The 24,063-nt window shown below is 72.7% G+C and carries 19 protein-coding genes, 3 tRNA genes and 1 pseudogene; 8 read left to right on the forward strand and 15 right to left on the reverse strand.

The annotated features are described in order from the left end of the window. Window positions 1-74: 74 nt before the first annotated feature. From purM to purS, 10 genes are all read right to left on the reverse strand, one after another. A complete protein-coding gene (purM, locus tag AB0M39_RS20265) occupies window positions 75-1,175 on the reverse strand; it encodes a phosphoribosylformylglycinamidine cyclo-ligase (protein ID WP_365366182.1) in 1,101 nt (366 codons plus the stop codon). Window positions 1,176-1,208: 33 nt separating this feature from the next. Continuing rightward, the gene (gene purF / locus AB0M39_RS20270) at window positions 1,209-2,726 is read right to left on the reverse strand and encodes an amidophosphoribosyltransferase (protein ID WP_365366184.1); all 1,518 of its coding nucleotides are present in this window, start codon (window positions 2,724-2,726) and stop codon (window positions 1,209-1,211) included. 1,280 nt (window positions 2,727-4,006) lie between these two features. Beyond that, entirely contained in the window at window positions 4,007-4,819 is an 813-nt protein-coding gene (locus AB0M39_RS20275; RefSeq protein ID WP_365366186.1) for an META domain-containing protein, read from the reverse strand. An 88-nt stretch (window positions 4,820-4,907) separates the two neighbouring features. Next, window positions 4,908-5,699 (reverse strand): sterol carrier family protein, encoded by a 792-nt coding sequence (locus AB0M39_RS20280; protein ID WP_365366188.1) that lies wholly within the window; start codon window positions 5,697-5,699, stop codon window positions 4,908-4,910. Between the two features lie 108 nt (window positions 5,700-5,807). Further along, complete coding sequence (locus tag AB0M39_RS20285; protein WP_365366190.1) at window positions 5,808-6,899, reverse strand: hypothetical protein; 1,092 nt, start codon at window positions 6,897-6,899, stop codon at window positions 5,808-5,810. A gap of 327 nt (window positions 6,900-7,226) precedes the next feature. Further along, window positions 7,227-8,048: a M23 family metallopeptidase gene (locus AB0M39_RS20290; protein WP_365366221.1), complete on the reverse strand. Its 822-nt coding sequence runs from the start codon at window positions 8,046-8,048 to the stop codon at window positions 7,227-7,229. A gap of 226 nt (window positions 8,049-8,274) precedes the next feature. Further along, window positions 8,275-8,781, reverse strand: a complete 507-nt coding sequence (locus tag AB0M39_RS20295; RefSeq protein ID WP_365366191.1) for an ArsR family transcriptional regulator — start codon at window positions 8,779-8,781, stop codon at window positions 8,275-8,277. A gap of 162 nt (window positions 8,782-8,943) precedes the next feature. Next, complete coding sequence (purL, locus tag AB0M39_RS20300) at window positions 8,944-11,193, reverse strand: phosphoribosylformylglycinamidine synthase subunit PurL (protein WP_365366193.1); 2,250 nt, start codon at window positions 11,191-11,193, stop codon at window positions 8,944-8,946. An 88-nt stretch (window positions 11,194-11,281) separates the two neighbouring features. After that, entirely contained in the window at window positions 11,282-11,962 is a 681-nt protein-coding gene (gene purQ / locus AB0M39_RS20305) for a phosphoribosylformylglycinamidine synthase subunit PurQ (protein ID WP_365366195.1), read from the reverse strand. Further along, a complete protein-coding gene (gene purS / locus AB0M39_RS20310) occupies window positions 11,959-12,204 on the reverse strand; it encodes a phosphoribosylformylglycinamidine synthase subunit PurS (RefSeq protein WP_365366197.1) in 246 nt (81 codons plus the stop codon). Before purS ends, purQ begins: the two co-directional genes overlap by 4 nt. 278 nt (window positions 12,205-12,482) lie before the next feature. Here purS and AB0M39_RS20315 point away from each other — a divergent pair, with 278 nt between their 5' ends. The 8 genes from AB0M39_RS20315 (at window position 12,483) to AB0M39_RS20350 (ending at window position 17,092) form a co-directional block, all read left to right on the forward strand. Further along, complete coding sequence (locus tag AB0M39_RS20315; protein WP_365366199.1) at window positions 12,483-12,818, forward strand: Lsr2 family protein; 336 nt, start codon at window positions 12,483-12,485, stop codon at window positions 12,816-12,818. Window positions 12,819-12,918: 100 nt separating this feature from the next. Beyond that, window positions 12,919-12,990 (forward strand) — tRNA-Gly (locus tag AB0M39_RS20320). An 80-nt stretch (window positions 12,991-13,070) separates the two neighbouring features. Continuing rightward, a tRNA-Gly gene (locus AB0M39_RS20325) sits at window positions 13,071-13,143 on the forward strand. A 179-nt stretch (window positions 13,144-13,322) separates the two neighbouring features. Next, window positions 13,323-14,279, forward strand: coding sequence for an ABC transporter ATP-binding protein (locus tag AB0M39_RS20330; protein ID WP_365366201.1), 957 nt, complete (start codon window positions 13,323-13,325; stop codon window positions 14,277-14,279). Then, window positions 14,276-15,040, forward strand: coding sequence for an ABC transporter permease (locus tag AB0M39_RS20335; protein WP_365366203.1), 765 nt, complete (start codon window positions 14,276-14,278; stop codon window positions 15,038-15,040). Before AB0M39_RS20330 ends, AB0M39_RS20335 begins: the two co-directional genes overlap by 4 nt. A gap of 11 nt (window positions 15,041-15,051) precedes the next feature. Next, window positions 15,052-16,386, forward strand: a complete 1,335-nt coding sequence (locus tag AB0M39_RS20340; protein ID WP_365366205.1) for a histidine kinase — start codon at window positions 15,052-15,054, stop codon at window positions 16,384-16,386. After that, window positions 16,383-16,997 (forward strand): response regulator transcription factor, encoded by a 615-nt coding sequence (locus tag AB0M39_RS20345; protein ID WP_365366207.1) that lies wholly within the window; start codon window positions 16,383-16,385, stop codon window positions 16,995-16,997. Before AB0M39_RS20340 ends, AB0M39_RS20345 begins: the two co-directional genes overlap by 4 nt. A gap of 22 nt (window positions 16,998-17,019) precedes the next feature. After that, a tRNA-Gly gene (locus AB0M39_RS20350) sits at window positions 17,020-17,092 on the forward strand. Between the two features lie 122 nt (window positions 17,093-17,214). Here AB0M39_RS20350 and AB0M39_RS20355 read toward each other — a convergent pair. From AB0M39_RS20355 to AB0M39_RS20375, 5 genes and pseudogenes are all read right to left on the reverse strand, one after another. Beyond that, on the reverse strand, window positions 17,215-18,117 hold the full coding sequence (locus AB0M39_RS20355) for a phosphoribosylaminoimidazolesuccinocarboxamide synthase (RefSeq protein ID WP_365366209.1): 903 nt from the start codon (window positions 18,115-18,117) through the stop codon (window positions 17,215-17,217). 183 nt (window positions 18,118-18,300) lie between these two features. Next, window positions 18,301-19,761: a N,N-dimethylformamidase beta subunit family domain-containing protein gene (locus AB0M39_RS20360; protein WP_365366211.1), complete on the reverse strand. Its 1,461-nt coding sequence runs from the start codon at window positions 19,759-19,761 to the stop codon at window positions 18,301-18,303. A 161-nt stretch (window positions 19,762-19,922) separates the two neighbouring features. Continuing rightward, window positions 19,923-21,728 carry a hypothetical protein gene (locus tag AB0M39_RS20365; RefSeq protein ID WP_365366223.1) on the reverse strand — a complete coding sequence of 602 codons (1,806 nt, stop codon included), beginning with the start codon at window positions 21,726-21,728 and terminating at the stop codon, window positions 19,923-19,925. Between the two features lie 289 nt (window positions 21,729-22,017). Beyond that, a complete protein-coding gene (gene purD / locus AB0M39_RS20370; RefSeq protein ID WP_365366213.1) occupies window positions 22,018-23,268 on the reverse strand; it encodes a phosphoribosylamine--glycine ligase in 1,251 nt (416 codons plus the stop codon). Window positions 23,269-23,327: 59 nt separating this feature from the next. Next, window positions 23,328-24,063, reverse strand: a pseudogene (locus AB0M39_RS20375) (DNA polymerase III subunit gamma and tau); the annotation flags it as partial.

Genomic DNA, 24,063 nt, shown 5'->3' on the forward strand with positions numbered 1-24,063 from the left:
GTGACCCGGTCCGAGGCCGAAGCCCGGACCGGGTTTCGCGCTGCCCGCGCGGAACCCGGCCGGGTCCCGCGGTCTCACTTCGCGTAGTCGCCGATCAGCTCCGCGCCCGTGGCGTGGTCGCCGCGCTCGGTGATCTCGCCCGCGACCCAGGCGTCGACCCCGCGGTCGGCGAGGGTGGCCAGCGCCGCGTCCACCGACTCGCCGGGCACGACGGCGATCATGCCGACGCCCATGTTCAGGGTCTTCTCCAGCTCCAGCCGCTCGACTTGGCCGGCCTTGCCGACGAGGTCGAACACCGCGCCCGGGGTCCAGGTCGAACGGTCGACCACCGCGTGCAGACTGTCCGGAACGACCCGGGCCAGGTTGTTGGCGAGGCCGCCGCCGGTGATGTGGCTGAAAGCGTGCACCTCGGTGGTCCGGGTGAGCGCCAGGCAGTCCAGCGAGTAGATCTTGGTGGGCTCGAGCAGCTCTTCGCCGAGCGTGCGGCCGAAGTCCTCGACCTGCTGGTCGAGGGACATCTTCGCGCGGTCGAACAGGACATGACGGACCAGCGAGTACCCGTTGGAGTGAAGGCCCGAGGAGGCCATCGCGATGACCGCGTCACCCGTACGGATACGATCCGCGCCCAGCAGACGGTCCGCCTCCACCACGCCCGTGCCGGCGCCGGCGACGTCGAAGTCGTCCTCGCCCAGCAGGCCGGGGTGCTCGGCGGTCTCGCCGCCGACCAGCGCGCAGCCGGCCAGGACGCAGCCCTCGGCGATGCCCTTGACGATCGCGGCGACCCGCTCGGGGTGGACCTTGCCGACGCAGATGTAGTCGGTCATGAACAGCGGCTCGGCGCCGCAGACGACGAGGTCGTCGACGACCATGCCCACGAGGTCGTGGCCGATCGAGTCGTACACGCCCATCTTGCGGGCGAGGTCGACCTTCGTGCCGACGCCGTCGGTGGCGGAGGCGAGCAGCGGACGCTCGTAGCGCTTGAGAGCGGAGGCGTCGAAGAGGCCGGCGAAGCCGCCCAGGCCGCCGAGGCCGGCGACCTCGGGGCGCTGCGTCTTCTTCACCCACTCCTTCATGAGCTCGACCGCGCGGTCTCCCGCCTCGATGTCGACGCCCGCGGCTGCGTAGCTGGCGCCGGCGCCCGCGTGCGGAGCACGCTCAGAAGATTCAGCAGACATGCTGGAGAACTTTCGTGTCGTACTGCAGGGGGGTTACGGACGCCGGAGCGCGTCGGCGGCGTCGGAGCCGCCCGCCAGCTCGGTCTCCAGAAGCTGCTTGCCGAGCAGCTCGGGGTCGGGAAGGTCCATCGGGTACTCGCCGTCGAAGCAGGCACGGCAGAGGTTCGGCTTGTCGATGGTCGTGGCCTCGATCATGCCGTCGATGGAGATGTACGAGAGGGAGTCCGCGCCCAGCGAGGAGCCGATCTCCTCGATCGTCATGCCGTTGGCGATCAGCTCCGCGCGGGTGGCGAAGTCGATGCCGAAGAAGCACGGCCACTTCACCGGCGGGGACGAGATCCGGATGTGGACCTCGGCGGCGCCGGCCTCGCGGAGCATCTTGACCAGGGCGCGCTGGGTGTTGCCGCGGACGATCGAGTCGTCGACCACGACCAGGCGCTTGCCCCGGATGACTTCCTTGAGCGGGTTCAGCTTGAGGCGGATGCCGAGCTGGCGGATCGTCTGGGACGGCTGGATGAAGGTGCGGCCGACATAGGCGTTCTTCACCAGGCCGGAGCCGTAGGGGATGCCGCTGGCCTCGGCGTAGCCGATCGCGGCGGGGGTGCCGGACTCCGGCGTCGCTATCACCAGGTCGGCCTCGACGGGCGCTTCCTTGGCGAGCCTGCGGCCCATCTCCACACGGGAGAGATAGACGTTCCGGCCGGCGATGTCGGTGTCGGGGCGCGCCAGGTAGACGTACTCGAAGACACAGCCCTTGGGCTTCGCTTCCGCGAATCGAGAGGTGCGGATGCCGTTCTCGTCGATGGCGATGAGCTCGCCCGGCTCGATCTCGCGTACGTAGCTGGCGCCGCAGATGTCGAGGGCGGCGGACTCGCTCGCGACGACCCAGCCGCGGTCGAGGCGGCCGAGGACGAGCGGGCGGATGCCCTGGGGGTCACGGGCCGCGTAGAGCGTGTGCTCGTCCATGAAGACGAGGGAGAAGGCGCCCTGCACGTCCGGGAGGACCTTGGCGGCGGCTTCCTCGACGGTCAGCGGCTTGCCGTCGTCGTCGGTCTGACCGGCGAGGAGGGCGGTGACCAGGTCGGTGTCGTTGGTCGCGGCGACCTGGGTGGCGCGGCCGTTCTCCTTGGGGAGGGCGGCGACCATCTCGGCCAGCTCGGCGGTGTTGACCAGGTTTCCGTTGTGGCCGAGCGCGATCGAGCCGTGGGCGGTCGCCCGGAAGGTCGGCTGCGCGTTCTCCCATACGGAGGCGCCCGTGGTCGAGTAGCGGGCGTGACCGACCGCGATATGACCTGAGAGGGAGCCCAGAGAGGTCTCGTCGAAGACCTGGGAGACCAGGCCCATGTCCTTGAAGACGAGGATCTGAGAGCCGTTGCTCACCGCGATTCCCGCGGATTCCTGGCCTCGATGTTGGAGGGCGTAGAGCCCGAAGTAAGTGAGCTTCGCGACCTCTTCACCCGGAGCCCAGACACCGAAGACGCCGCAAGCGTCCTGGGGGCCTTTCTCACCGGGGAGCAGGTCGTGGTTGAGTCGTCCGTCACCACGTGGCACGGCACCGAGTGTAGGCGAGATCGACCACTGGTCCGAATTGGGGATGCGAAGCGCTGGTGGGAGGGGGTATGCACGGCACGCCGGGCGTGTCGTGAAGGGGCGGCCCGAGGGGCAGTTGGGACGCGGGGGCGGTGTCCACGGGTCTGTCCACGATCCGGGACGAGGGTGGGGACAGGTAGGCGGTCGGGGGGGCGGTCAGGGGGCCTGGGGCCCTGGGTCTGTGCGACCTGTTGGTGACGGGGGGACGCGGGTGGGCGGGCACCGGGCTCGGCACGGCGATGTACCCGCACCCGGGGCGGGCACCGGGCTCGGCACGGCGATGTACCCGCACCCGGGGCGGGCACCGGGCTCAGCGCGGCCGGGGCTGGCTCTGCGGGCTGGCCAAGGATCGGCGAGCCCGGCGCGCCCACGAGGCAGCATGCGGACACCCGCGCCCCCGGCCAAGGCTCGGCGGACCAGGTGCCAAGGAGGCCAGGCTCAGCATGCCGACACCCGCGCACACCCGGCGGGGCCCGGCTCAGCCCTGTGCCCGCACGGGCACCAGGCTCAGCATGGCCGGGGCCAGCCCTGCGGGCTGGCCAAAGCTCGGCGGGCCAGGCGCGGCCGCAAGCAGGCCGGGCTCAGCATGCCGACACCCGCGCTCGGGCGGGGCATCCGCTCAACATGGCGACACCCGCGCACCCAAGCGGGAGCCGGGCTCAGCGCGGCCGGGCCGGCTCTTCGGGCAGGGCCAGGCCCAGTACGCCGACACCCGCGCGCCCCGGGAGGGCCCCAGGCTCAGCGTGACCGGGGCCAGCCCTGCGGGCTGGCCAAGGCTCGGCGAGCCCGGCGCGCCCACGAGGGGACCGGGCTCAGCATGGCGGCACCCCGCCCAGGCGGGGTGCCCGCACAGAACGGCGACACACCCGCCCCCGGCAGGGCACCAGCTCAGCCCGGTGCACGGGCGGGGCCTAGCCCGCACGGCCGGGGCCAGCCCTGCGGGCTGGCCAAGCGCGGCAGCAAGGGGGCCGGGGTCAACATGCGGGTGCCCCGCCAAGGCGGGGCACCCCACAGCACAGCGACCCACCCACCCCGGGCGGGAGCCGGGGGCGGCCTTTCAGGGTGGCCGAGGCTCGGCCGGCCAAGGCCGGGCTCAGCATGGCGGTGCCCCGCCCGGGCGGGGCACTGGCTCAGTGCGCCGACACACCCCCCGTCCCCGGGCGGGGCACCCGCACAGCACGGCCGGGGGCAGCGCCTCGGGCCGGCCGAGGCTCAGTGGCCCGGGCCCGGCCGCCAAGGGGCTACTTCGGGGCCGTCGCCGCCAGGCCCTTGCCGTTCTCCGCGGTGAGCGACAGGCCGCGGTGGTTCACCTCGTACGTCACCTTCCCCGCCAGCACCTTGAGCACCTCGCGCTCCAGGTCCATCTGCGGGTCCGGGCACACCATCCGGGTGGCGGCGATGCGGCCGAAGGCGATGGTGGAGCCGGAGATCTTCGCGGTGCTGGTGAAGCGGTTGCAGCCGAGGCTGCCGCGGACCGTGCCGTCCTTGCCGAACGTCAGGTGCGCCTTCTTCTCCGTGCCGGCGGGCAGCGAGGTCGCCGTCTCGCCGGACAGCAGGGAGTTCACCTCCCACTTGGCCCCCACCAGCGGCGACGGGCGCTCCTCGGTCAGGGTGATCGCGTCGCCCTTCTCCGTCGTCAGGGTGAGTCTGCCGTCGGCGAGCTTCGCCTTCAGCTTGCCGGCGAAGGCCTTCCGCAGCGCGTCCTCGAACCCTTGGATCTTCTTCTCGCAGGCCATCTCGGTCGACTCGGCCGGCTTCACCGTGACCGTGTCGCCGTCGACCTCTACGTCCGCGCCGAAGTGGTTGCAGCCGTAGTTGCCCTGGGCGCGGCCCTTCGTCGTGAGTTCGACATGCGCGCCGCCGGGAGCCGCGGACTTCTTGCCGTCGACGCTCACGCTGTCGACGGACCAGTGGACGCCGGTCAGGGGCAGGTCGGCAGTGCCCGACCCGCCGCCGTCGCCGCCGGAACCCGCCCCGGACCCCGACTCCGCGCCGCAGGCGGCGAGAGCGAGGACGGCCAGGGCGGTGGCAGGGATGCTCAGCTGGTTACGCATACCGATGGGACGGGACACCTGAGGCTCCGGTTCCCCTCTTCTCCCACGCCCCGCCGCCGCCGCGTCGGCGCGGCCCAGCGGAAACCCGTCAGCCGAGCAGCGGCAGCAGCGCCGACAGGTCCGCGCGCTCCCCGCTCGCGCTGACCCTGGCCGCGGCCAGCTCCCCGGCCCACTCCTTGCGCCCGGTGGCCAGGCGTATCCAGGTCAGCGGGTCGGTCTCGACGACGTTGGGCGGGGTCCCGCGCGTGTGCCGGGGGCCCTCGACGCACTGGACCACGGCGAACGGCGGCACCCGTACCTCCACCGACCCTCCCGGCGCCTTCGTCGCGAGCGCGTCGGCGAGCAGCCGGGTGCAGGCGGCGAGCGCCTGCCGGTCGTACGGGACGGCCAGCCCGGCCGCCGCGTTCAGATCGTCGGTGTGGACGATCAGCTCGACCGTGCGGGTGACCAGATAGTCGCCGAGGCGCATCGCGCCGACGCGGGTGGCGACCAGCCGGTCGTCCACGGCCGTGGGCAGCAGCTCGGCGAGCCGGGCGGCCGTGCGGGCGTACAGCTCGGCGGGCTCCGCGCTCGCCGCCAGCTCCTTGGTGTCGTCGGAGATGCCCTCGGCGCGCGCGGCCGTGGCGAACGGCCAGTCCAGCAGGGCGACTTCCTGGCTCGCCGGCTCGGGCAGCTCGATCGCCCGGCTGACCGCGCCCACGGCCAACGCCATATGCCCGGCCAGCTCGCGCACGGTCCAGTCCCCGAGCCGGGTCGGCAGGGCCAGCTGCTCGGGCGTCAGCGCGACCGCCGCCTGCCGCACCTGCTCGAACTGGGCGAGCACGGCGGCGCGGATCTTGGCGGAGTCGTAGCTGCGGGTGCGCTTCTTGGCCGGGGGCATGCGAACGACAGTAGAGGGTGGGTCTGACAACGGCCCCATGGCCGCGGCTCTCGACGTTTCCGGCACTCGACGGCCGCGACACTCGACGACCCGGCACTCGACCGCGCGTCAGTCCCGGTCGGCCTTCACCGACTTGGGGAACGTCACGTCCGTGCAGCCGCGGCGCTCGGCCACGTCGTCGACGTACGCCCGGAACAGCCCGGCCAGCCGCTCGTCGACGGCCTTGTCGTACCCCGGCACGACGCTCATGGTGTGCACGGCCGGCACGCCCCGGCAGACGGACGAGGCCCACCAGACGCCGGTCCCGGGAGCGTCTCCCGCCGTGCCGGGCGCGAGGCGCCGCGGCTTGACGCTGGGCATGTACCTGTTCTGCGCGTAGACGGCGTCCGCGTGGTCCCCGAACCAGGAGCCCATCGCGATCCACCACAGGTCGTCGTCGGAGCGGGGCCTGTCGTTCGCCGACTCGCCCGCTTCCCACCGCGCGGACGGGCTCAGGGCCAGCAGACAGCGCTCGCTCCAGGCGTGGGCCGCCGTCGGCGAGGCGAGGGCGCGGTCGGGGAGGCGTCCGCGGGCCGATGTGCGCAGCAGCCCGGCGTACCAGGCGCAGGCGCCGTCCGCCCGGGCGGCGGGGCTCAGACGGCGGCTCGGCCTGGCCAGCGCGGCGTCCGGCGCGTCCGCCACCTCGGCCGCGCAGCCCAGCCGGTCCGCGGCCTTGCGGGCCGCGTCGACGGCGATGTCGGCGAGCCGCGCCCGTTCGGCGTCGCTCACCTCGCCCTCGCCCGCGCCCTCGTACACGGCCCTCGCCCGTACCGCCAGCGAGGTCGGGCGGGCCGTGGACCCGCCGCACACGGCGTTGACGGTGACGCTGTCGTGGTCGTACCAGCCGAGGCTGCCGTCCCCCAGGGGCTGGTCGAGCGGGCGGAGGGCGCGGCTCGTCCGGTCCGAAGGCCGGTCGCGGTCGATGGGGCCGCCGAAGGGGCGCTCGTCGAGGCCGCCGACGACATGGGCGTGCTTCTCGCCCGGCCGCGGTGTGAAGGTCAGCGCGAAGTGCTCGTACGACGTGCCGGGGCGGCCGACCTTGTAGATCGCGCACGATCCGGGCGTCCCCGGGAGCAGCTGGAAGCTGTCGTCGTCCGACGAGCCCGCCTTGGCCCGGTCGATCCCGCCCGCCAGGTCCATGACCGCCGCGCCGTCGACCACGCCTCCGCACGCCTGCGTGATCGCCTTCTCGCCGGCCGCGCGGTCGCGGTTCTCCGTGTACTCCGCCCAGAGTGCCCAGCAGGCCGCGCCGATTCCGGCGACGGCCAGCGCGCACAGCAGCCGGTTGACGGCGTTGCGGCGCCGGCTGCCGCGGTCGGGGACGAGTCGGACGGGCGGTCGGGGAGGGCGGCATGCGAGCCCGGGTCGTCCGGCGAGCGCCGTATGTGCGAGTTGCTCATGGACTTCCCGACTCCCCCGACTCCGCCGCCCTGCGCCGACGGACGAACGTAGCAGCCGGACCAGGGGGAGACGGGAAGATCAGGCGGCTCAGACGGGGAGGACGGGCGCCGTGACGGTGAACGCCTCGCCGTTCGGGGGGACGCCGACGCCCCTCCAGCGGAACGGGATGCCGCGCGCCGAGTCCAGGTCGGGCCCGTTCATCAGCTGGAAGTGGAGGTGCGGCTCGGTGGAGTTGCCGGAGTTGCCGCAGCTGCCGAGCTGCTGTCCCGCCCGCACCCGGTCGCCCGCGCGGACGGCGAGGGAGCCCCGCTGGACGTGCGCGTACGCCGCGTACACGCCGTCTCCGAGGTCGAGGATCACATGGTTGCCGAAGATCTTGGAGACGCCGAGGGTGTCTCGTACGAACGCCTCGACGGTCATCAAGTAGATCAGCGCCAGAAGGGAGTTGCGGCTGAGGTGGTCGCGCTGGCCGTCGCTCGCGTGGACGACGGTGGCGTCGGCGACGGCGTAGAGGGGACGGCCGAAGGCCGGGAAGTCGCGGTTGCGGCGGACGACGGGCCACAGCCACCGGAAGCCGGGACGGACCTCTTCCTCGGCGCCGGCTTCCTTCGCGAATTCCTTCGCGTCGCCCTTGGCGTCGCCCTTGGTGTCGCCTTTCCCCTCCTCTATAGCGGCCCCCAGCGCCGCCGCCGTCCCGTCGCCCCTGGCGTCGCCGTCCTTCGCGTCCGTCACTTCCCTGGCGTCCTTGGCCTCGTCTTCGGCGGCGCCCGCCACGATGTCGATCGCGTACGCCTGCCCATAGGCGTGCGTCCCATGGCTCGGCACCTTGTCCGCGGGGCTGTTCAACGCCGTCCAGCGCCCGGCCACCGGCGGATCCACCTCCACCGCCGCGGGCCGCTCCGCCGCCATCTCGACGCGGTTCGTCCGCGTCAGGCCGATGACCAGGACGACCGCTATCACCACCGGGGTCCATATGAAGCCCCAGGCGAAGGGCAGCCCCACGGTGGAGTGGACGACGATCAGCCCGACGAAGACGAGCATGCAGCAGCGGTAGAGGATCATGGTCAGTTTGCGGACGGACATTCTCGTTCCCCCAGAACAAGTAGTGCGCGTGCAGGGATCGCGTATTTCGTGATCAGGACGGACGGGCCGCGGTGAGCACCACCAGCAGCGGCACCACGCGCGTCCCCGGCACCTCGTAGCGGCCCCGGCTCGGCGTGTGGAGCCAGCCGGCGGCGGTCAGCTGGCGCAGGTGGTGGTAGATCTGGCCGGTCGTGCCGAGCCCTTCGAGCTCGGTCAGCTCGGCGGCGGTGCGCCGGCCGCCGAGGATCTCCTTCAGGAGCCGCAGCCGTACGCCGTGGCCGAGCGCCGCCAGGGCGTCGGCGGCATCCGACCAGTCGCCGCCCAGCAGGCCGTCGGCGAGGGTGCCGTACTGCCATTCGTACCGCTCGCCGGTCGGCAGACGTACGGCGCCGGTGAAGAGCACCCCGCCGTCCGGCGCCCCGGCCTCGGCGAGCTGCGCCTTCAGGCCCTCGAGGGCCCAGAAGTCGCCCGCGCCGACCACGGGCGCCGTCGTGCTGTCCGCGCTCTCCAGCGCGGCCATGCGCCGTTCGAGCTCGGCGACGCGTTCCTCCAGCTCCATGGGACCAGTTTTACGTAACTACGTAATTTTAAGCAAGTGGATTCAGCGAAGCGCATCCATCCGGCCGGGCGGACACGACAGAGCCCCCGCCCGGACCGGTCAGGTCCGAGCGGGGGCTCGTCAGGGGTCAAGCGTCAGGCCTCAGGCCTGGGGAGCAGTACGTCAGACCAGCAGGCCCGGGATGGTCGCCTCGTGCGCCGTCCGCAGCTCGCTCAGCTCGATGCTGAACTCGCCCTGGACCTCGACCGCGTCCCCGTCCACCACGCCGATGCGCGTCACGGGCAGACCCCGCGCGCCGCACATGTCGTTGAAGCGGAGCTCCTCGCTGCGCGGGACGGACACGACCGCACGGCCCGCCGACTCGCTGAGCAGGAAGGTGAAGGCGTCCAGACCGTCCGGGACGATCAGGCGCGCGCCCTTGCCGCCGCGCAGGCACGACTCGACGACCGCCTGGATCAGACCGCCGTCCGACAGGTCGTGCGCCGCGTCGACCATGCCGTCGCGGGAGGCGGAGATCAGGATCTCGCCGAGCAGCTTCTCCCGGTCCAGGTCCACGGCCGGCGGCAGCCCGCCGAGGTGGTCGTGCACGACCTGGGACCAGGCCGAGCCGCCGAACTCCTCCTTGGTGTCCCCGAGGAGGTAGAGCAGCTGGCCCTCCTCGGCGAACGCGATCGGCGTACGGCGGTTGACGTCGTCGATCACGCCGAGGACCGCCACGACGGGCGTCGGGTGGATCGCCGTGTCGCCGGTCTGGTTGTAGAGGGAGACGTTGCCGCCGGTCACCGGGGTGCCCAGCTGAAGACAGCCGTCCGCCAGACCACGGGTGGCCTCGGCGAACTGCCACATGACGTCCGGGTCCTCGGGCGAGCCGAAGTTCAGGCAGTCGGAGATCGCCAGCGGCTTGGCGCCGGAGGCGGCGACGTTGCGGTACGCCTCCGCCAGCGCGAGCTGCGCGCCGGTGTACGGGTCGAGCTTGGCGTACCGGCCGTTGCCGTCGGTCGCCATGGCCACGCCCAGGTTCGACTCCGCGTCGATCCGGACCATGCCCGCGTCCTCGGGCTGGGCGAGCACCGTGTTGCCCTGCACGAAGCGGTCGTACTGGTCGGTGATCCACGCCTTGGACGCCTGGTTCGGCGAGGCCACCAGCTTCAGGACCTGCTCGCGCAGCTCCTGGGCGGAGGCCGGCCGGGGCAGCTTGTTCGCGTCGTCGGCCTGGAGGGCGTCCTGCCACGAGGGGCGGGCGTAGGGACGGTGGTACGTCGGGCCCTCATGGGCCACCGAACGCGGCGGCACGTCCACGATCTGCTCGCCGTGCCAGAAGATCTCCAGCCGCTCGCCGTCGGTCACCTCGCCGATGACGGTGGCGATGACGTCCCACTTCTCGCAGATCTCCATGAACCGGTCGACCTTGTCCGGCTCGACGATCGCGCACATGCGTTCCTGCGACTCGCTCATGAGGATCTCCTCGGGCGAGAGCGTCGCGTCGCGCAGCGGCACGGTGTCGAGCTCGACGCGCATGCCGCCCGAGCCGGCGCTGGCCAGCTCGGAGGTGGCGCAGGAAAGGCCCGCGCCGCCGAGGTCCTGGATGCCCGCGACGAGCTTCTCCTTGAAGATCTCAAGGGTGCACTCGATCAGGAGCTTCTCCTGGAACGGGTCGCCGACCTGGACGGCGGGCCGCTTGGCCGGGCCGGTCGAGTCGAAGGTCTCGGACGCGAGGACCGAGACGCCGCCGATGCCGTCGCCGCCGGTGCGGGCGCCGTACAGGATGACCTTGTTGCCGGGGCCCGACGCCTTCGCGAGGTGGATGTCCTCGTGCTTCATCACGCCGATGCAGCCGGCGTTGACGAGCGGGTTGCCCTGGTAGCACTCGTCGAAGACGACCTCGCCGCCGATGTTGGGCAGGCCCAGGCAGTTGCCGTAGCCGCCGATGCCCGCGACGACGCCGGGGAGCACGCGCTTGGTGTCGGGGTGGTCGGCCGCGCCGAAGCGCAGCGGGTCGACGACCGCGACCGGGCGGGCGCCCATGGCGAGGATGTCGCGGACGATGCCGCCGACGCCGGTGGCCGCGCCCTGGTAGGGCTCGATGTACGAGGGGTGGTTGTGCGACTCGACCTTGAAGGTGACGGCGTAGCCCTGGCCGACGTCGACGACGCCCGCGTTCTCGCCGATGCCGACGAGCATCGCGTCGTTCTCGGGGGCCTTCTCGCCGAACTGCTTCAGGTGGACCTTGCTGGACTTGTACGAGCAGTGCTCGGACCACATGACGGAGTACATGGCGAGCTCGGCGCCGGTGGGCCGGCGCTCCAGGATCTCCCGGATGCGCGCGTACTCGTCCTGCTTGAGGCCGAGCTCCTTCCAGGGCTGCTCCGAGTCCGGGGTCTCAGTGGCGTGCTTGACGGTGTCGAGGGTCACGCTCGGTCGCTCCTTTGCGCGATGTTGTTCTGAAGTCGCGGGCTGGGGCGCGCGGTCGCTCCCTCGGCTGCTCCGGCGTCGAGGCTCATCAGGCGTTGACCAGCTTCTTGAGGATCGAGGTGAAGAAACCGAGGCCGTCGGTGCGGCCCGTGCCGATCAGCGGCTCGACGGCGTGCTCGGGGTGCGGCATCAGGCCGACGACGTTGCCGGCGGCGTTGGTGATGCCGGCGATGTCGCGCAGCGAGCCGTTCGGGTTGCCGTCCAGGTAGCGGAAGGCGACCCGGCCCTCGGCCTCGAGCTCGTCCAGGACGCTCTCGGCGGCGGTGTACCGGCCGTCGATGTTCTTCAGCGGTACGGAGATCTCCTGGCCCGCCTCGTAGTCGGAGGTCCAGGCGGTCTCCGCGTTCTCCACTCGCAGCTTCTGGTCGCGGCAGATGAAGTGGAGGTGGTTGTTGCGGAGCATCGCGCCGGGCAGCAGGTGCGACTCGGTCAGCACCTGGAAGCCGTTGCAGATGCCCAGGACGGGCAGCCCGGCCTTCGCCTGGTCGATGATCGTCTCCATCACGGGCGAGAACCGCGCGATGGCGCCGGCGCGCAGATAGTCGCCGTAGGAGAAGCCTCCGGCGAGGACGACCGCGTCGACCTGCTTGAGGTCCTTGTCGCGGTGCCAGAGCGACACGGGCTCCGCGCCGGCGAGGCGGACGGCGCGCAGGCTGTCCTTGTCGTCGAGCGTGCCGGGGAAGGTGACGACTCCGATGCGAGAGGTCACGACTCCACCTTTACGACGAAGTCCTCGATGACGGTGTTGGCGAGGAACGTTTCAGCCATCTCGTGGATGCGGGCGAGGGCGGCCTCGTCGACCGGCCCGTCCACCTCCAGCTCGAAACGCTTTCCCTGACGGACGTCCGCGATGCCCTCGAATCCCAGGCGGGGCAGTGCGCGGTGCACCGCCTGTCCCTGCGGGTCGAGGATCTCGGGCTTGAGCATGACGTCGACTACGACGCGTGCCACGGGCACTCCCGGTGGTGTGTTGCGAGGGCGGTTCCCTCAGCGTACCCGCCCGAAAAATCTACGCGGGTAGATATCAAGGGAACGCCCAGGGAAAATTCAGGGAAAAATCCACAGCCCTATGAAGGCGGACACGCGCAGACAATTGGCTGGGCTTCACAATGCGCCGTCCGCCGCTGTACAAAGGAATACAGAGGAAAGCAGCATTGCCCCTCGACGGCCGGAAAGCCGGTATCCCCGCATGTCAGAACCGGTGATACCGCAGGAAAGGACCGATATCCGTGGCTCAGCGAGTAGTGGTTGTGCTCTCCGACGACATCGACGGCGGAGAAGCGGCGGAAACGGTCGCGTTCGCCCTGGACGGGAAGTCGTACGAGATCGACCTCAATCCCGCCAATGCAAAGAAACTGCGCAAGGCCCTGGCCCCGTACGTGGCGGCCGGCCGAAAGCAGACCAGGGCGGGCAAGCGCGACAAGCCCCGCACCGCCTACCGGCACACCGCCGTCGACGCCGCGCCGGCGGCCGTACGAGCCTGGGCGCTCTCCCACAAAATGGACGTTCCGGCCCGCGGCCGGATCCCCAAGCGCGTCTACGAGGCCTTCCGCGAGGCGAGTTGAGGGGCGCGCTCCGTATCGAGTTGCACTGCACCCCCCGTGATCGGCTAGAGTCTGGAGCACGCCGAGGGGCGAGGCCGCAGGGCCCAGCCTCACGCAGCGTGCGGGTGTAGTTCAGTAGTAGAACATCCCCCTTCCAGGGGGAAGGCGCAGTGTGCAATTCCTGTCACCCGCTCTGCATCGCTTTACCGACCACGCAAGTAGATCAGGTACAGTGGTGGACGCACCGCCCAGTGAGAGCTGAGCGGCAGCAATGCGGACGTGGCTCAGTTGGTAGAGCATCACCTTGCCAAGGTGAGGGTCGCGAGTTCGAATCTCGTCGTCCGCTCAGATCGAAGGCCCTGGTCGAATCGACCGGGGCCTTCGTCGTATGTCCGGGTATCCCGCCGGCCCCTGTATCGACCCAAGGCACTCGTATCGACCCATGACAATTGTCATGAGCGCCGATGACAACGCGCACTGATCTTGGTCGCGGACCGCCGGAAGTCTGGGGACATGACTTCGGACATGACTTCCGCCGAGTACGCGGACCGCTCCGCGATCGAGCACCCCATCGAGGCCGAGGAGCTGCGGCGGACCTACGCCGGAGGCTTCGAGGCGGTGGCCGGGATCTCCTTCTCCGTGCCGCGCGGGGAGATCTTCGCCCTGCTCGGGACCAACGGCGCGGGCAAGACCTCCACCGTCGAGCTGCTGGAGGGGCTGGCCGCGCCGAGCGGCGGAGCCGTGCGGGTGCTCGGCCGTGATCCGTACCGCGAACGAGCCGCCGTACGCCCCCGGATCGGCGTGATGCTCCAGGAGGGCGGCTTCCCCTCCGAGCTGACCGTCGAGGAGACCGCCCGGATGTGGGCGGGCTGCACCAGCCGCGCCCGGCCCGTCGGCGAAGCCCTCGGCCTGGTGGGACTCGCGCCGCGCGCCGGCGTGCGGGTCAAACAGCTCTCCGGCGGCGAGCGGCGGCGGCTCGACCTCGCGCTCGCCCTGCTCGGCCGGCCCGAGGTGCTCTTCCTCGACGAGCCGACCACCGGCCTCGACGCCGAGGGCAGGCGCGACACCTGGGACCTCGTACGAGCGCTGCGGGACGACGGCGCCACCGTGCTGCTGACCACGCACTACCTCGAGGAGGCCGAGTCCCTCGCCGACCGGCTCGCGATCATGCACGGCGGGCGGATCGTCGCGGCGGGCACCCCGGCCGAGGTGAAGGCGGCGCGGCCCGCGCGCATCCGCTTCACACTCCCCGCCGGGATCGCCGCGGCGCGTCTGCCGCTCACCCTGGAGGCCGCCGCCCACGGGCGGCGGATCGAGATCCGCACCCGTCGGCTGCAGGACGCATTGGGCGAACTGCTGGCGTGGGCACGGGAATTGAACGTGACCCTGGAAGGACTCGACGCCCGGTCGGCCTCGTTGGAAGAGGCCTTTCTCGACATCGCGCAGCAGGGGAACGAGACGGAAATGGCGGGCAGCCGATGAATACGACGGCACGACGGCTGAACGCCCTCGGGCGCGCCGAGTTGACACTTCTCATACGGAATCGATCCGCGCTCTTCGCGGCCGTGTTCGTACCGCTGGCCCTCATCGGCGCGATCAAGTCCACGGTCGATCAATTCGACGGCGGCCGGACAGGCATGGGCGTCGCCGACGCGGCGATCACCGGCGGCATCGGAATGGCGCTGCTGATCGTCGTGTACGCCAACCTCACCGCCGCCTACACCGCCCGGCGCGAGGAGTTGGTGCTGAAGCGGCTGCGCACCGGCGAGGCGTCCGATCTGGAGATCCTCGGCGGGACGGCGCTGCCCGCGGCCGTGCTGGCGCTGGCGCAGTGCGCGCTGATCACGGCGGCCGGGGCGGCGCTGCTCGACGTCGAGGGGCCCGCGCGGCCCGAACTGCTCGTCGTGGGCGTGCTGTGCGGGATCGTCCTGCTCGCCGCGGCGGCCGCCGTGACCACCGTCGTCACCCGGACCGCGGAGAGCTCGCAGATCACCACGATGCCGCTGCTCATGGTCTCCGCGCTGGGCTCGGGGGTCATGGTTCCGCTGGACGTGCTGCCGGACAAGGCGGCGCTGCTGTGCGAACTGCTGCCGCTGACCGGGGTGATGGAGCTGGTGCGCGCCGGGTGGCTCGGCGAGAGCGGGAGCGGCGACCTGCTGGGGGGCGCGCTCAACGCACTGGCCTGGACGGTCATCGCGGTGTTTGCTGTGCAGCGGTGGTTCCGCTGGGAGCCCCGGCGCTAGAGGAGACAGCTGTGTGGGTGCGGGTACGGGCGTGGCGGAGCAGCAGCGCCCTCGCCAGAGTGGATCTCTGCACCCGCGGCACGATGTACACCCTGATCTGGATCGCGACGGCGACTCAGATCGCGCTGTCGGTGACGCGTCCGGTCCGCCACTCGTCCGCCTCCGCCACGCTGATCGCCGGGACGGCGCTGATCGCCGCGGCGCAGGGGGTGTGCGGCACGGCGCTGTCGTCCCGCGGCTTCGACGAGTATCTGGGCCGCGGGCGGACCGACGGGCGGCTGGTCGCCGCCGGCGCGGTGCTGATGACGGCGAACCTGGGGGCGCTGCTCGCGCTCATGGCGGCCGCGGGGGTACGGGAGTTCCCGGAGCCGGGCCTGGCGCTGGGGGCCGCGGCGATGCCGTTCACGGCGGCGTACTGCCTGATCGCCCGACCCTGGGTCTGGACGGCGCAGCACGCGCTCCTCGCGGCGGGGGTCGGCGGCGCGGTGGCACTCCTCGACGGGGGCGCCGCCCTGGCGATCTCCTGCGTCGTGTCGGTCGTCTTCGGCAGCGGGGCGATGTCCGTCGGCTGCCGGGTCTCCGCCTGGACCCTGGCGGTGATGTGGGAGCTGCGCGAGGCCCGCGATGTGCAGACCCGGCTGGCGGTCGCGGAGGAACGGCTGCGGTTCGGGCGGGACATGCACGACGTCCTCGGGCGGAACCTGGCCGTGATCGCGCTGAAGAGCGAGCTCGCGGTGCAGCTCGCGCGGCGCGGCCGGCTGGAGGCCGCCGACCAGATGGTCGAGGTGCAGCGGATCGCCCGGGAGTCGCAGCAGGAGGTGCGCGCGGTCGTCCGCGGCTACCGCGAGGCCGATCTGCGGGCCGAGCTGCTGGGCGCGCAGAGCGTGTTGGAGGCGGCGGGCATCGACTGCCGGATGGACACGCACGCCGCCGGCGAGCTGCCCGACGACGTCCAGTCGGCGCTCGGCTGGGTGGTCCGGGAGGCCACGACGAACGTGCTGCGGCACGGGGACGCCCGTCGGGTCACGATCTCCCTCGCGGCGCTGGGCGGCCGGGTGGCCCTCGTCGTGGAGAACGACGGGGCGCCCGATCCCCCGTCGGCGATGTGCGGTCTCGGCGCCTTCGGCCTGGGCAGCGCGGAGGCGGCCGAGACCGGCGCCGCGAAGGACTCCGGGGGCTCCGGCGCCTCGGGCTCGCTCGGCGACGGCGCCTGGCCGCCCGGCTCCGGGCTGTACGGGCTGCGGGAGCGGCTCGCCGCCCTGAACGGCACGCTGGGCGCGGGCCGCACGGGGAAGGGCCTGTTCCGGCTGACCGCGAAGATCCCGCTTCCCAGGGAGGGACGATGACCGGACCCGTACGCGTGCTCCTCGCCGACGACGAGCATCTGATCCGCGGCGCGCTCGCGGCCCTGCTCGCCCTGGAGGACGATCTCGTGGTGGTCGCCGAGGCGGCCTCGGGCACGGAGGCGCTCGCCATGGCGCGGGCCCACCGGCCCGACGTGGCGGTGCTCGATCTTCAGATGCCGGGCCCCGACGGTGTGAGCGTGGCCACATCTCTACGAGCGGAACTGCCCGACTGCCGGACGATGATCGTGACCAGTCACGGGCTCCCCGGGCACCTGAAGCGGGCCCTTGTGGCGGGTGTGCGGGGCTTTGTCCCCAAGACGGTCAGCGCGCAGCGGCTCGCCGAGATCATCCGTACCGTGCACGCCGGGAACCGTTATGTGGACCCGGAGTTGGCCGCCGACGCGATCTCCGCGGGGGACTCGCCGCTGACCGCGCGCGAGGCCGAAGTGCTGGGTCTGGCGGCCGACGGGGCGCCGATCGCGGAGATCGCGGAGCGGGCCTCGCTGTCGCAGGGGACGGTGCGCAACTACCTCTCCTCGGCCGCCGCCAAGCTGGGCGCGGAGAATCGGCACACGGCAGTGCGTCTCGCCCGCCGTCGAGGTTGGGTATAGTGGTCTCCGCGCCACGGCGCATGCGGACGTAGCTCAGTTGGTAGAGCGCAACCTTGCCAAGGTTGAGGTCGCCAGTTCGAACCTGGTCGTCCGCTCAGAGAGAGAAGGCCCCGGTCATCGCGACCGGGGCCTTCTTCGTGTCCGCCCGCTGCCTGCTGCCCGCTTCCGGGGCGCCGGCGGACGGTCTGACGACTGTCCGCCGGCTCGCGTGCGGCTGCTACTTCCAGCGCGTGCCGGTCAGCAGCTCGTACGCCTCCAGATACTTGGCGCGGGTCGCGTCCACGATCTCCTGCGGGAGCGGGGGCGGCGGCTGCTCGCTCTTGCGGTCCCAGCCGGAGGCGGACGAGGTCAGCCAGTCGCGGACGTACTGCTTGTCGTACGAGGGCTGTGCGCGGCCCGGCTCCCAGGACGCGGCCGGCCAGAAGCGCGAGGAGTCCGGCGTCAGCACCTCGTCGGCGATGATCAGCCGGTCGTCGGCGTCGTAGCCGAACTCGAACTTCGTGTCGGCCAGGACGATGCCCCGCTCGCGGGCCATGTCACGGGCCCTGCCGTACACCGCGAGGGTCGTCTGGCGCAGCTGGGCGGCGGTCTCCGCGCCGACCTGGCGGGCAACCTCCTCGTAGCTGACGTTCTCGTCGTGGTCGCCGACGGCCGCCTTGGTCGCGGGCGTGAAGATCGGGCCGGGCAGCTCGGAGCCGTCGCTGAGGCCCTCGGGAAGCCCGAGCCCGCAGACGGTGCGGGACTGCTGGTACTCCACCAGGCCCGAGCCGGTGAGGTAGCCGCGGGCCACGCACTCGACGGGGACCATCCGCAGCGACCTGCAGACGAGCGTGCGGCCGGCCCAGTCGGCGGGCGCGCCGTCGGGGAGGTCGGTGCTCAGGACGTGGTTGGGGACGAGGTCCGCGAGGCGCTCGAACCACCAGAGCGAGAGCTGGGTCAGCACCCGGCCCTTGTCGGGGATCTCGGTGGGCAGCACCCAGTCGTAGGCGGAGATGCGGTCGCTGGCGACCATCACGAGGTCGCCCGCCTCGTTCTGGTACAGGTCGCGCACCTTGCCGGTGTGCAGATGCACCAGGCCCGGCACCTGCAGCGGCTCGGGCTTTTCAACGAATCCGGACACGGTTCCTCCCCGTGGGTTTGTCTAATCGCGTCGATTCTCCCGTATGGGGCGACGATCAGCGCGTACGGGGTCGGTCGCGTCAGCCGGGAGCGCCTCCGCGGGCGGGTCGCGGGTCTGTTCGCGGGCGCGTCGCGGGTCCGTTCGCCGCTGCCCGAAGGCGCCTGGCGGGCGGGCCGTTCGGGGTCAGTCGCGTTTGCAGATGCGGTCGAGGAGGTTGGCCGTGGCGCGCTGGACGCGGGCGTCCACATGGCCGGGGCGGTCCAGCGCGGGCGACCAGGCGAAGGTGCCGGAGGCGAAGACGAGCGCGCCGGAGGGGGCCCGGTAGACGGACGTCTCCTGGTGGCGGGTCGTGCCCTCGCTGTCCTGGTACGGCGAGTGGGCGAGCAGGATGCGGCCCTCGTGCTCGGGCAGCGCGGTGCGCGGGAAGTAGCGGTCGGCCTCCCCGGCGACCAAGCCCGGGATCTCGTCGCCGTCGCCCGCGCCGGCCGCCTCCCAGAGCCAGTGGTCCGCGTTCCGCACGACCATGGGGTGCGGCTCGGGGACCCGGCCCGCGTACTGGATGCCCAGCAGCTGCTGCTCGGCCCGGTCGACCTCGCGCCACAGGGCGGGCTTGCCGGGGCCGCGGCGCTTGCGGCAGGTCAGCAGGCGGTCGGGGACTCCGGAGGCGGAGGGGCCGAGCTCGACCTGCCAGTACATGGTGTTGGCGGAGAGGAAGACGAGCGAGGTGCCCTGGTCGCGGGCGAGCTCGACGGTGCGGCGCATGGGGGCCGACCAGTACTCGTCGTGGCCGGGGAAGACCAGGCCGCGGTAGCGGGTGGGGTCGACGCGGCCGGCGTGGAGGTCGCGGGCGTCGGCGTAGGCGAGGTCGTAGCCGTACCGCTCGGCCCAGCGGATGAAGTCGTAGGCGTGGCCGACGTGCAGCGGCAGTCCCGCGCCGGCGTACGGGCGGTCGTAGGAGACCGTGGTCGCCGCCTCCTCCTCGCCGAGCAGCCGGCCGTCCTCGCCCCACGCGTGGTAGAGGCTCGCGCCGGTCCGGCCGTCCTCCGGATAGAGGTTGTACGCCTGCCAGGTGATGTCCGGCAGAAGTAGCAGCAGGTCGGCGGGGTGGTCGTCGCGGACCGTGAAGGGGATGTGGGAGCGGTAGCCGTCGAGGGTGGTGAGGACGGCGACGTACGCGCCGATCGACCAGTACGAGGGGATCTGCAGCCGCCAGGAGAGCCACCAGTGGTGGCAGGAGACGGTGCGGTCCGCGGTGAGCGGGGGCGGCTGGACGATGCCGGAGAGCCGGGGACTGGTGGTGATCTTGGCGGCGCCGTCTCCGGCGTAGTGGCCGATGCGGTAGACGTCGACCGAGAACTGCTGGGGCGGGTCCACCGTGATGTGGAAGTCGATCGCCTCGCCGGGGGCGGCCGCGCCGGGCGAAGCGAAGCCCTTGATCTGGCGGCGTACGTCGTCGGCCGTGCGGGGTCCGCCGGCGCCGCCGGTGGCCAGGGTCGGATCGGCGTACCAGGGGACGACCTGGCCGGTGTCGCCGAAGTACTGCTCGCCGCCGCGCAGCCAGGGGAGCGGTCCCTGCCCGAAGGGGTCGCTGACCGCGTGGGCGAGCGCGCCCGATTCCCACCGCCGGATCTGCTCCGCCCCCATTGCCGCGCCCTCCCTCGGTGTCCTGGGACATCTGTGGTGCGCCGATTGTTCAGCGCCGGTCTCCAGCACATCACATAACGCATGCACTCCGTCACCGTTCGTCGCGAATTGGCGGGAACGGAGCTTTACGTTCCGGCTGCGGCGGGGCGGGCGCGGGGCGCTCAGACCAGGCGGACTGGTTTCTCCGGGCGGATGTTCAACGAGGTCAGCCAGGCGCGCAGCGGATCGGCGTCGCCGTCCTCCACCAGGCTCAGGACCGGGCCGCCCAGATCGGCGCGGCGCTCGCCGTCGATCAGCAGGGCGGGGCCGTCGAGCCAGTCGAGGCCGGGGGCCGCGCCCGCGGTGTCGACGGCGGCGCAGCAGACCATCGCGGTCACATGGTCGGCGAGCAGCTCACGGCCGCTGCGGGGCGGCTGGAGGGGGAAGAGCGGCAGCGGGTCCGTGCCCCACAGGGCCAGGGAGTCGCCCTGGCCGTCGGCCGCGGCGGACGGGGGCTGCGCTCCGGGCTGGGCCTGCGCGCCGGCCGCGGTGGAGGCGCTCTCGCGGGCGGCCTCCTCGCGGGCGACCTCGGCGCCGATCCGGGCGGCGAGGGCGTCGCTGGCGGGGTTCGCGGCGCTTGCGGTGTTCGCGGGGTTCGCGAGGTTCGCGGCGCCGGGTGCCTCGGGCGCCTTGGGGGCCTCCGGCGCGTCCCGCGGGCCCGTCGTCCCCTCTGTTCCGGGCGTCCCCGGCGTCTTCGTCTGCGCGGGCGGCGCGGGCGGGGCGGACAGATGCTCCATCACCCGGGCGAGCGTCGGGCCCGCGGGCCCGGTCGAGCGGGGAACGCCCATGCCGTCGAGGACCCGGTGGAGCCTCGCCGCCTCCGTACGCCACTTACGGTCGACGACCTCTTCCGGATACTGCTCCCAGTCCACCGGGGACCAGTCGGGGCCCGCCTCGGCCGGACCGCCGTGGAAGAGCCGGGCGGCCAGCAGGGACGCGGCCTCGTCGACCGCGCCCGGCTCCTCCAGCAGATCGCAGGCGGGCCGCTCGCCCAGCCGGGAGGCGAAGCCCTCGGCGAGCCGGTCGCGGCGGGAGAGCTCGGTCAGCGCGGAGACCACGCCCACGTCCAGACGGGAGGGCCAGCGGCCCATGCGCCAGGCGGGCAGGGCGACCCGGGTCAGCAGCCGGTCCCAGCCCGCGTAGGCGAGGCCGACCTGCTCCTGGGCGACGATCCGCAGACCGTAGTCCACAGCCTGTGCACGCTCGGAGGCCGCGGCGGCCACCCCCCGCTCCATCTCGGCGGCGTGCTCCCGGCAGCTGCGCAGCATCAGCCGGGCGACGCTGCCGACGAAGCCGAGTCCCACCGCGCGTATCGCGCCCTGGCCGGGGCGGGCCGCGTCGGCGACCGCCGCGTCCAGGCCCCGCACGAAGCGGCGCGCCGCGGCTATGTCGGGGTGGGCGGAGGGGCCGGTGCCGGCGACGACGGGCGCAAGCACCGCCCGCAGCTCGGCGACCCGCATCCACCACAGGAACGGCGAGCCGATCACCAGCACAGGAGCCTCGGCGGTCCGCCGCCTGGACCCGGTGCGTATCGCATGGGCCGGGTGGGTGCGGTCCTCGAGCCAGCTGTCGCAGTCCGGGGTGAGCGCCAGCGCGGACGGCGCCGGCACCTCGAGACGGTCGGCGAGATCGCGCACCAGCCGGTACAGATCGGGGGCCGCCTTCTCGGAGAGCTCCACGGTCGGGCTGAGCGCGGGACTGGCCCGGACGATCACGGCGGCGACGGCCGCGGCGACCAGCAGCACCAGGATCGCGCAGCAGGTCACGGCCCAGCGCGCCGCGTCCCATCCGCCGCCGGTCATACGCCCCATGACCCCGCCGGCCAGCAGCACGACGGCGACGGCCGCGGGCAGCAGCGCCACGGCCAGCGCCCTGCTGCGGACGCGCAGCACGGCCAGAGCCCGGGCACGCGCTCCTCGCGCGCCCATCGACTCGCCGAAACCGAAACCGGAACCGGACACGGCCGGACCTCACCCCCTCTGCCCTGCGACGGTGTTGCTCACTCCCCCACTGTGGCACCCGTCACTGACATCGCAATGCCGGTGGGCCAAGTGCCGGAACGCCTCCGCCGCACCCTAGTTGGGGGTTCGGCGGGCGTCATCCAGATGGGTTAGCCGTCACCCGATGGAATGGCTTTGGGTAAAGGTGCTGACTTTCGGCGTCAGCCTTGCGCGGTCTTGCCTCGGCGCCCCGCGAGTGCCCCGGAGGCGCCGCCGGTCAGCCCTGCGCCGCCTTGCGCGCGATGTCCGTACGGTGCTGCGAGCCGTCCAGCCGGATCCTGGCCACCGCCCGGTAGGCGCGCTCGCGTGCCTGCGCCAGGTCCGCGCCCGTCGCCGTCACCGACAGCACCCGGCCGCCGGCGCTCACGACGGCCTCGCCGTCCCGCTTCGTGCCGGCGTGCAGGACGTACGCGTCGGGGGCGTCCTCGGCCGCGACCTCGTCCAGTCCCTCGATCGGGTCGCCGGTGCGCGGGGTGTCCGGGTAGTTGTGCGAGGCGACGACCACGGTGACGGCCGCCTCGTCCCGCCAGCGCAGCGGCGGCTGGACGTCGAGGGTTCCCTTGGCGGCGTTGAGCAGCACGCCCGCGAGCGGGGTCCGGAGCCGGGCGAGGACGACCTGGGTCTCCGGGTCGCCGAAGCGGGCGTTGAACTCGATGACCCGTACGCCGCGCGAGGTGATCGCCAGGCCCGCGTACAGCAGCCCGGCGAAGGGCGTGCCGCGGCGGCGCAGCTCGTCGACGGTGGGCTGCAGGACGGTCGCCATGACCTCGTCGACCAGCTTGGGGTCCGCCCACGGGAGCGGGGAGTACGCGCCCATGCCGCCGGTGTTCGGGCCCTCGTCGTCGTCGAGCGCGCGCTTGAAGTCCTGCGCCGGGGTGAGGGGGAGCACGGTCGTGCCGTCGGTGATGGCGAAGAGGGAGACCTCGGGGCCGTCCAGGAACTCCTCGATCACCACGCGTCCGCAGGCCAGCGCGTGCTGGCGGGCGACCTCGAGGTCGGGGGTGACGACGACGCCCTTGCCGGCGGCGAGGCCGTCGTCCTTGACGACGTACGGAGCGCCGAAGGCGTCGAGGGCCTCGTCGATCTCCTCGGCGGTGGTGCAGACATAGCTGCGGGCCGTGGGCACTGCGGCCGCGGCCATCACGTCCTTGGCGAAGGCCTTGGAGCCCTCCAGCTCGGCCGCCTCGCGGGAGGGGCCGAAGCAGGCGATGCCGGCGGCGCGCACGGCGTCGGCGACGCCCGCGACGAGCGGGGCCTCCGGGCCGACGACGACCAGCTCGGCCGCCAGCTCGGTGGCGAGGCGCGCCACGGCCGCGCCGTCCAGCGCGTCCACGGCGTGCAGCTCGGCGACCTCGCCGATGCCGGCGTTGCCGGGCGCGCAGTGCAGCGCGGTGACCTCGGGGTCGAGGGAGAGAGAGCGGCACAGGGCGTGTTCGCGGGCGCCGCCGCCGATGACAAGGACCTTCACGGCAGCCAGCCTAGCCGCCGGGACGGACGACCTTGTACGGGCGTCCGAAGGGTGGCCCCCTACTCGTTCGTGTATTCCTCCACGACCGTGGCGCCGAGCTCGCGGACGATCAGGTCGTGTCCGGAGAGCGCGGAGTCGACCAGGTCGGGGTCGTCCTCCTCCGGCACGTCGTCCTCGATGCGGACCGGGGGCGGGCTGTGCACGGGGGCGGGGCGCGGGGGCTGGGAGGCGGGGGCCTGCGAGCGGGAGGCGTCGGGGGCGGGCGGGGGCGTGGGGGCGGCCGGGGCGGGCGCGGGAGCCTGCGGGGCGGGCGCGGGCTGGGACGGCCGTCCGCCGAAGCCGCCGCCATAGCCGCCGCCGGCCGGGGGCTGCGCGCCGCCGGGCCCGCCCGGAGCGCCCGGACCGCTGGGGCTGCCGCCGACGCCGCCGGAGGGGTCGACGATCGCCTCGACCTTCCACTGCACGTTGAACTGCTCGGACAGCGCCTGCTTGAGCACTTCCTCGCTGCCGCTGCTCGCGAAGTTGTCCCGGGCGCCGGCGTTGATGAAGCCGAGCTGGAGGGTGGTGCCGTCGAACCCGGCCACCTGGGCGTTCTGACTGAGCAGGATCCAGGTGAAGCGGCGGCGGTTCTTCACGGCCTCCAGGATCTCCGGCCACATGTTCCGCACCTGGACCGCGCCCTGCACCATTCCGGCGCTGGGGGCGGGGGCGGCCTGGGGCTGGCTCTGGGCGGGGGCCGGGGTCTGGGCCGGGGCCTGCTGGGGGGCGGGCGCGGCGCCGGCGCCGGGGGCGGAG

The organism is Streptomyces sp. NPDC051907 (genome assembly GCF_040681075.1).
Lineage (GTDB): Bacteria > Actinomycetota > Actinomycetes > Streptomycetales > Streptomycetaceae > Streptomyces.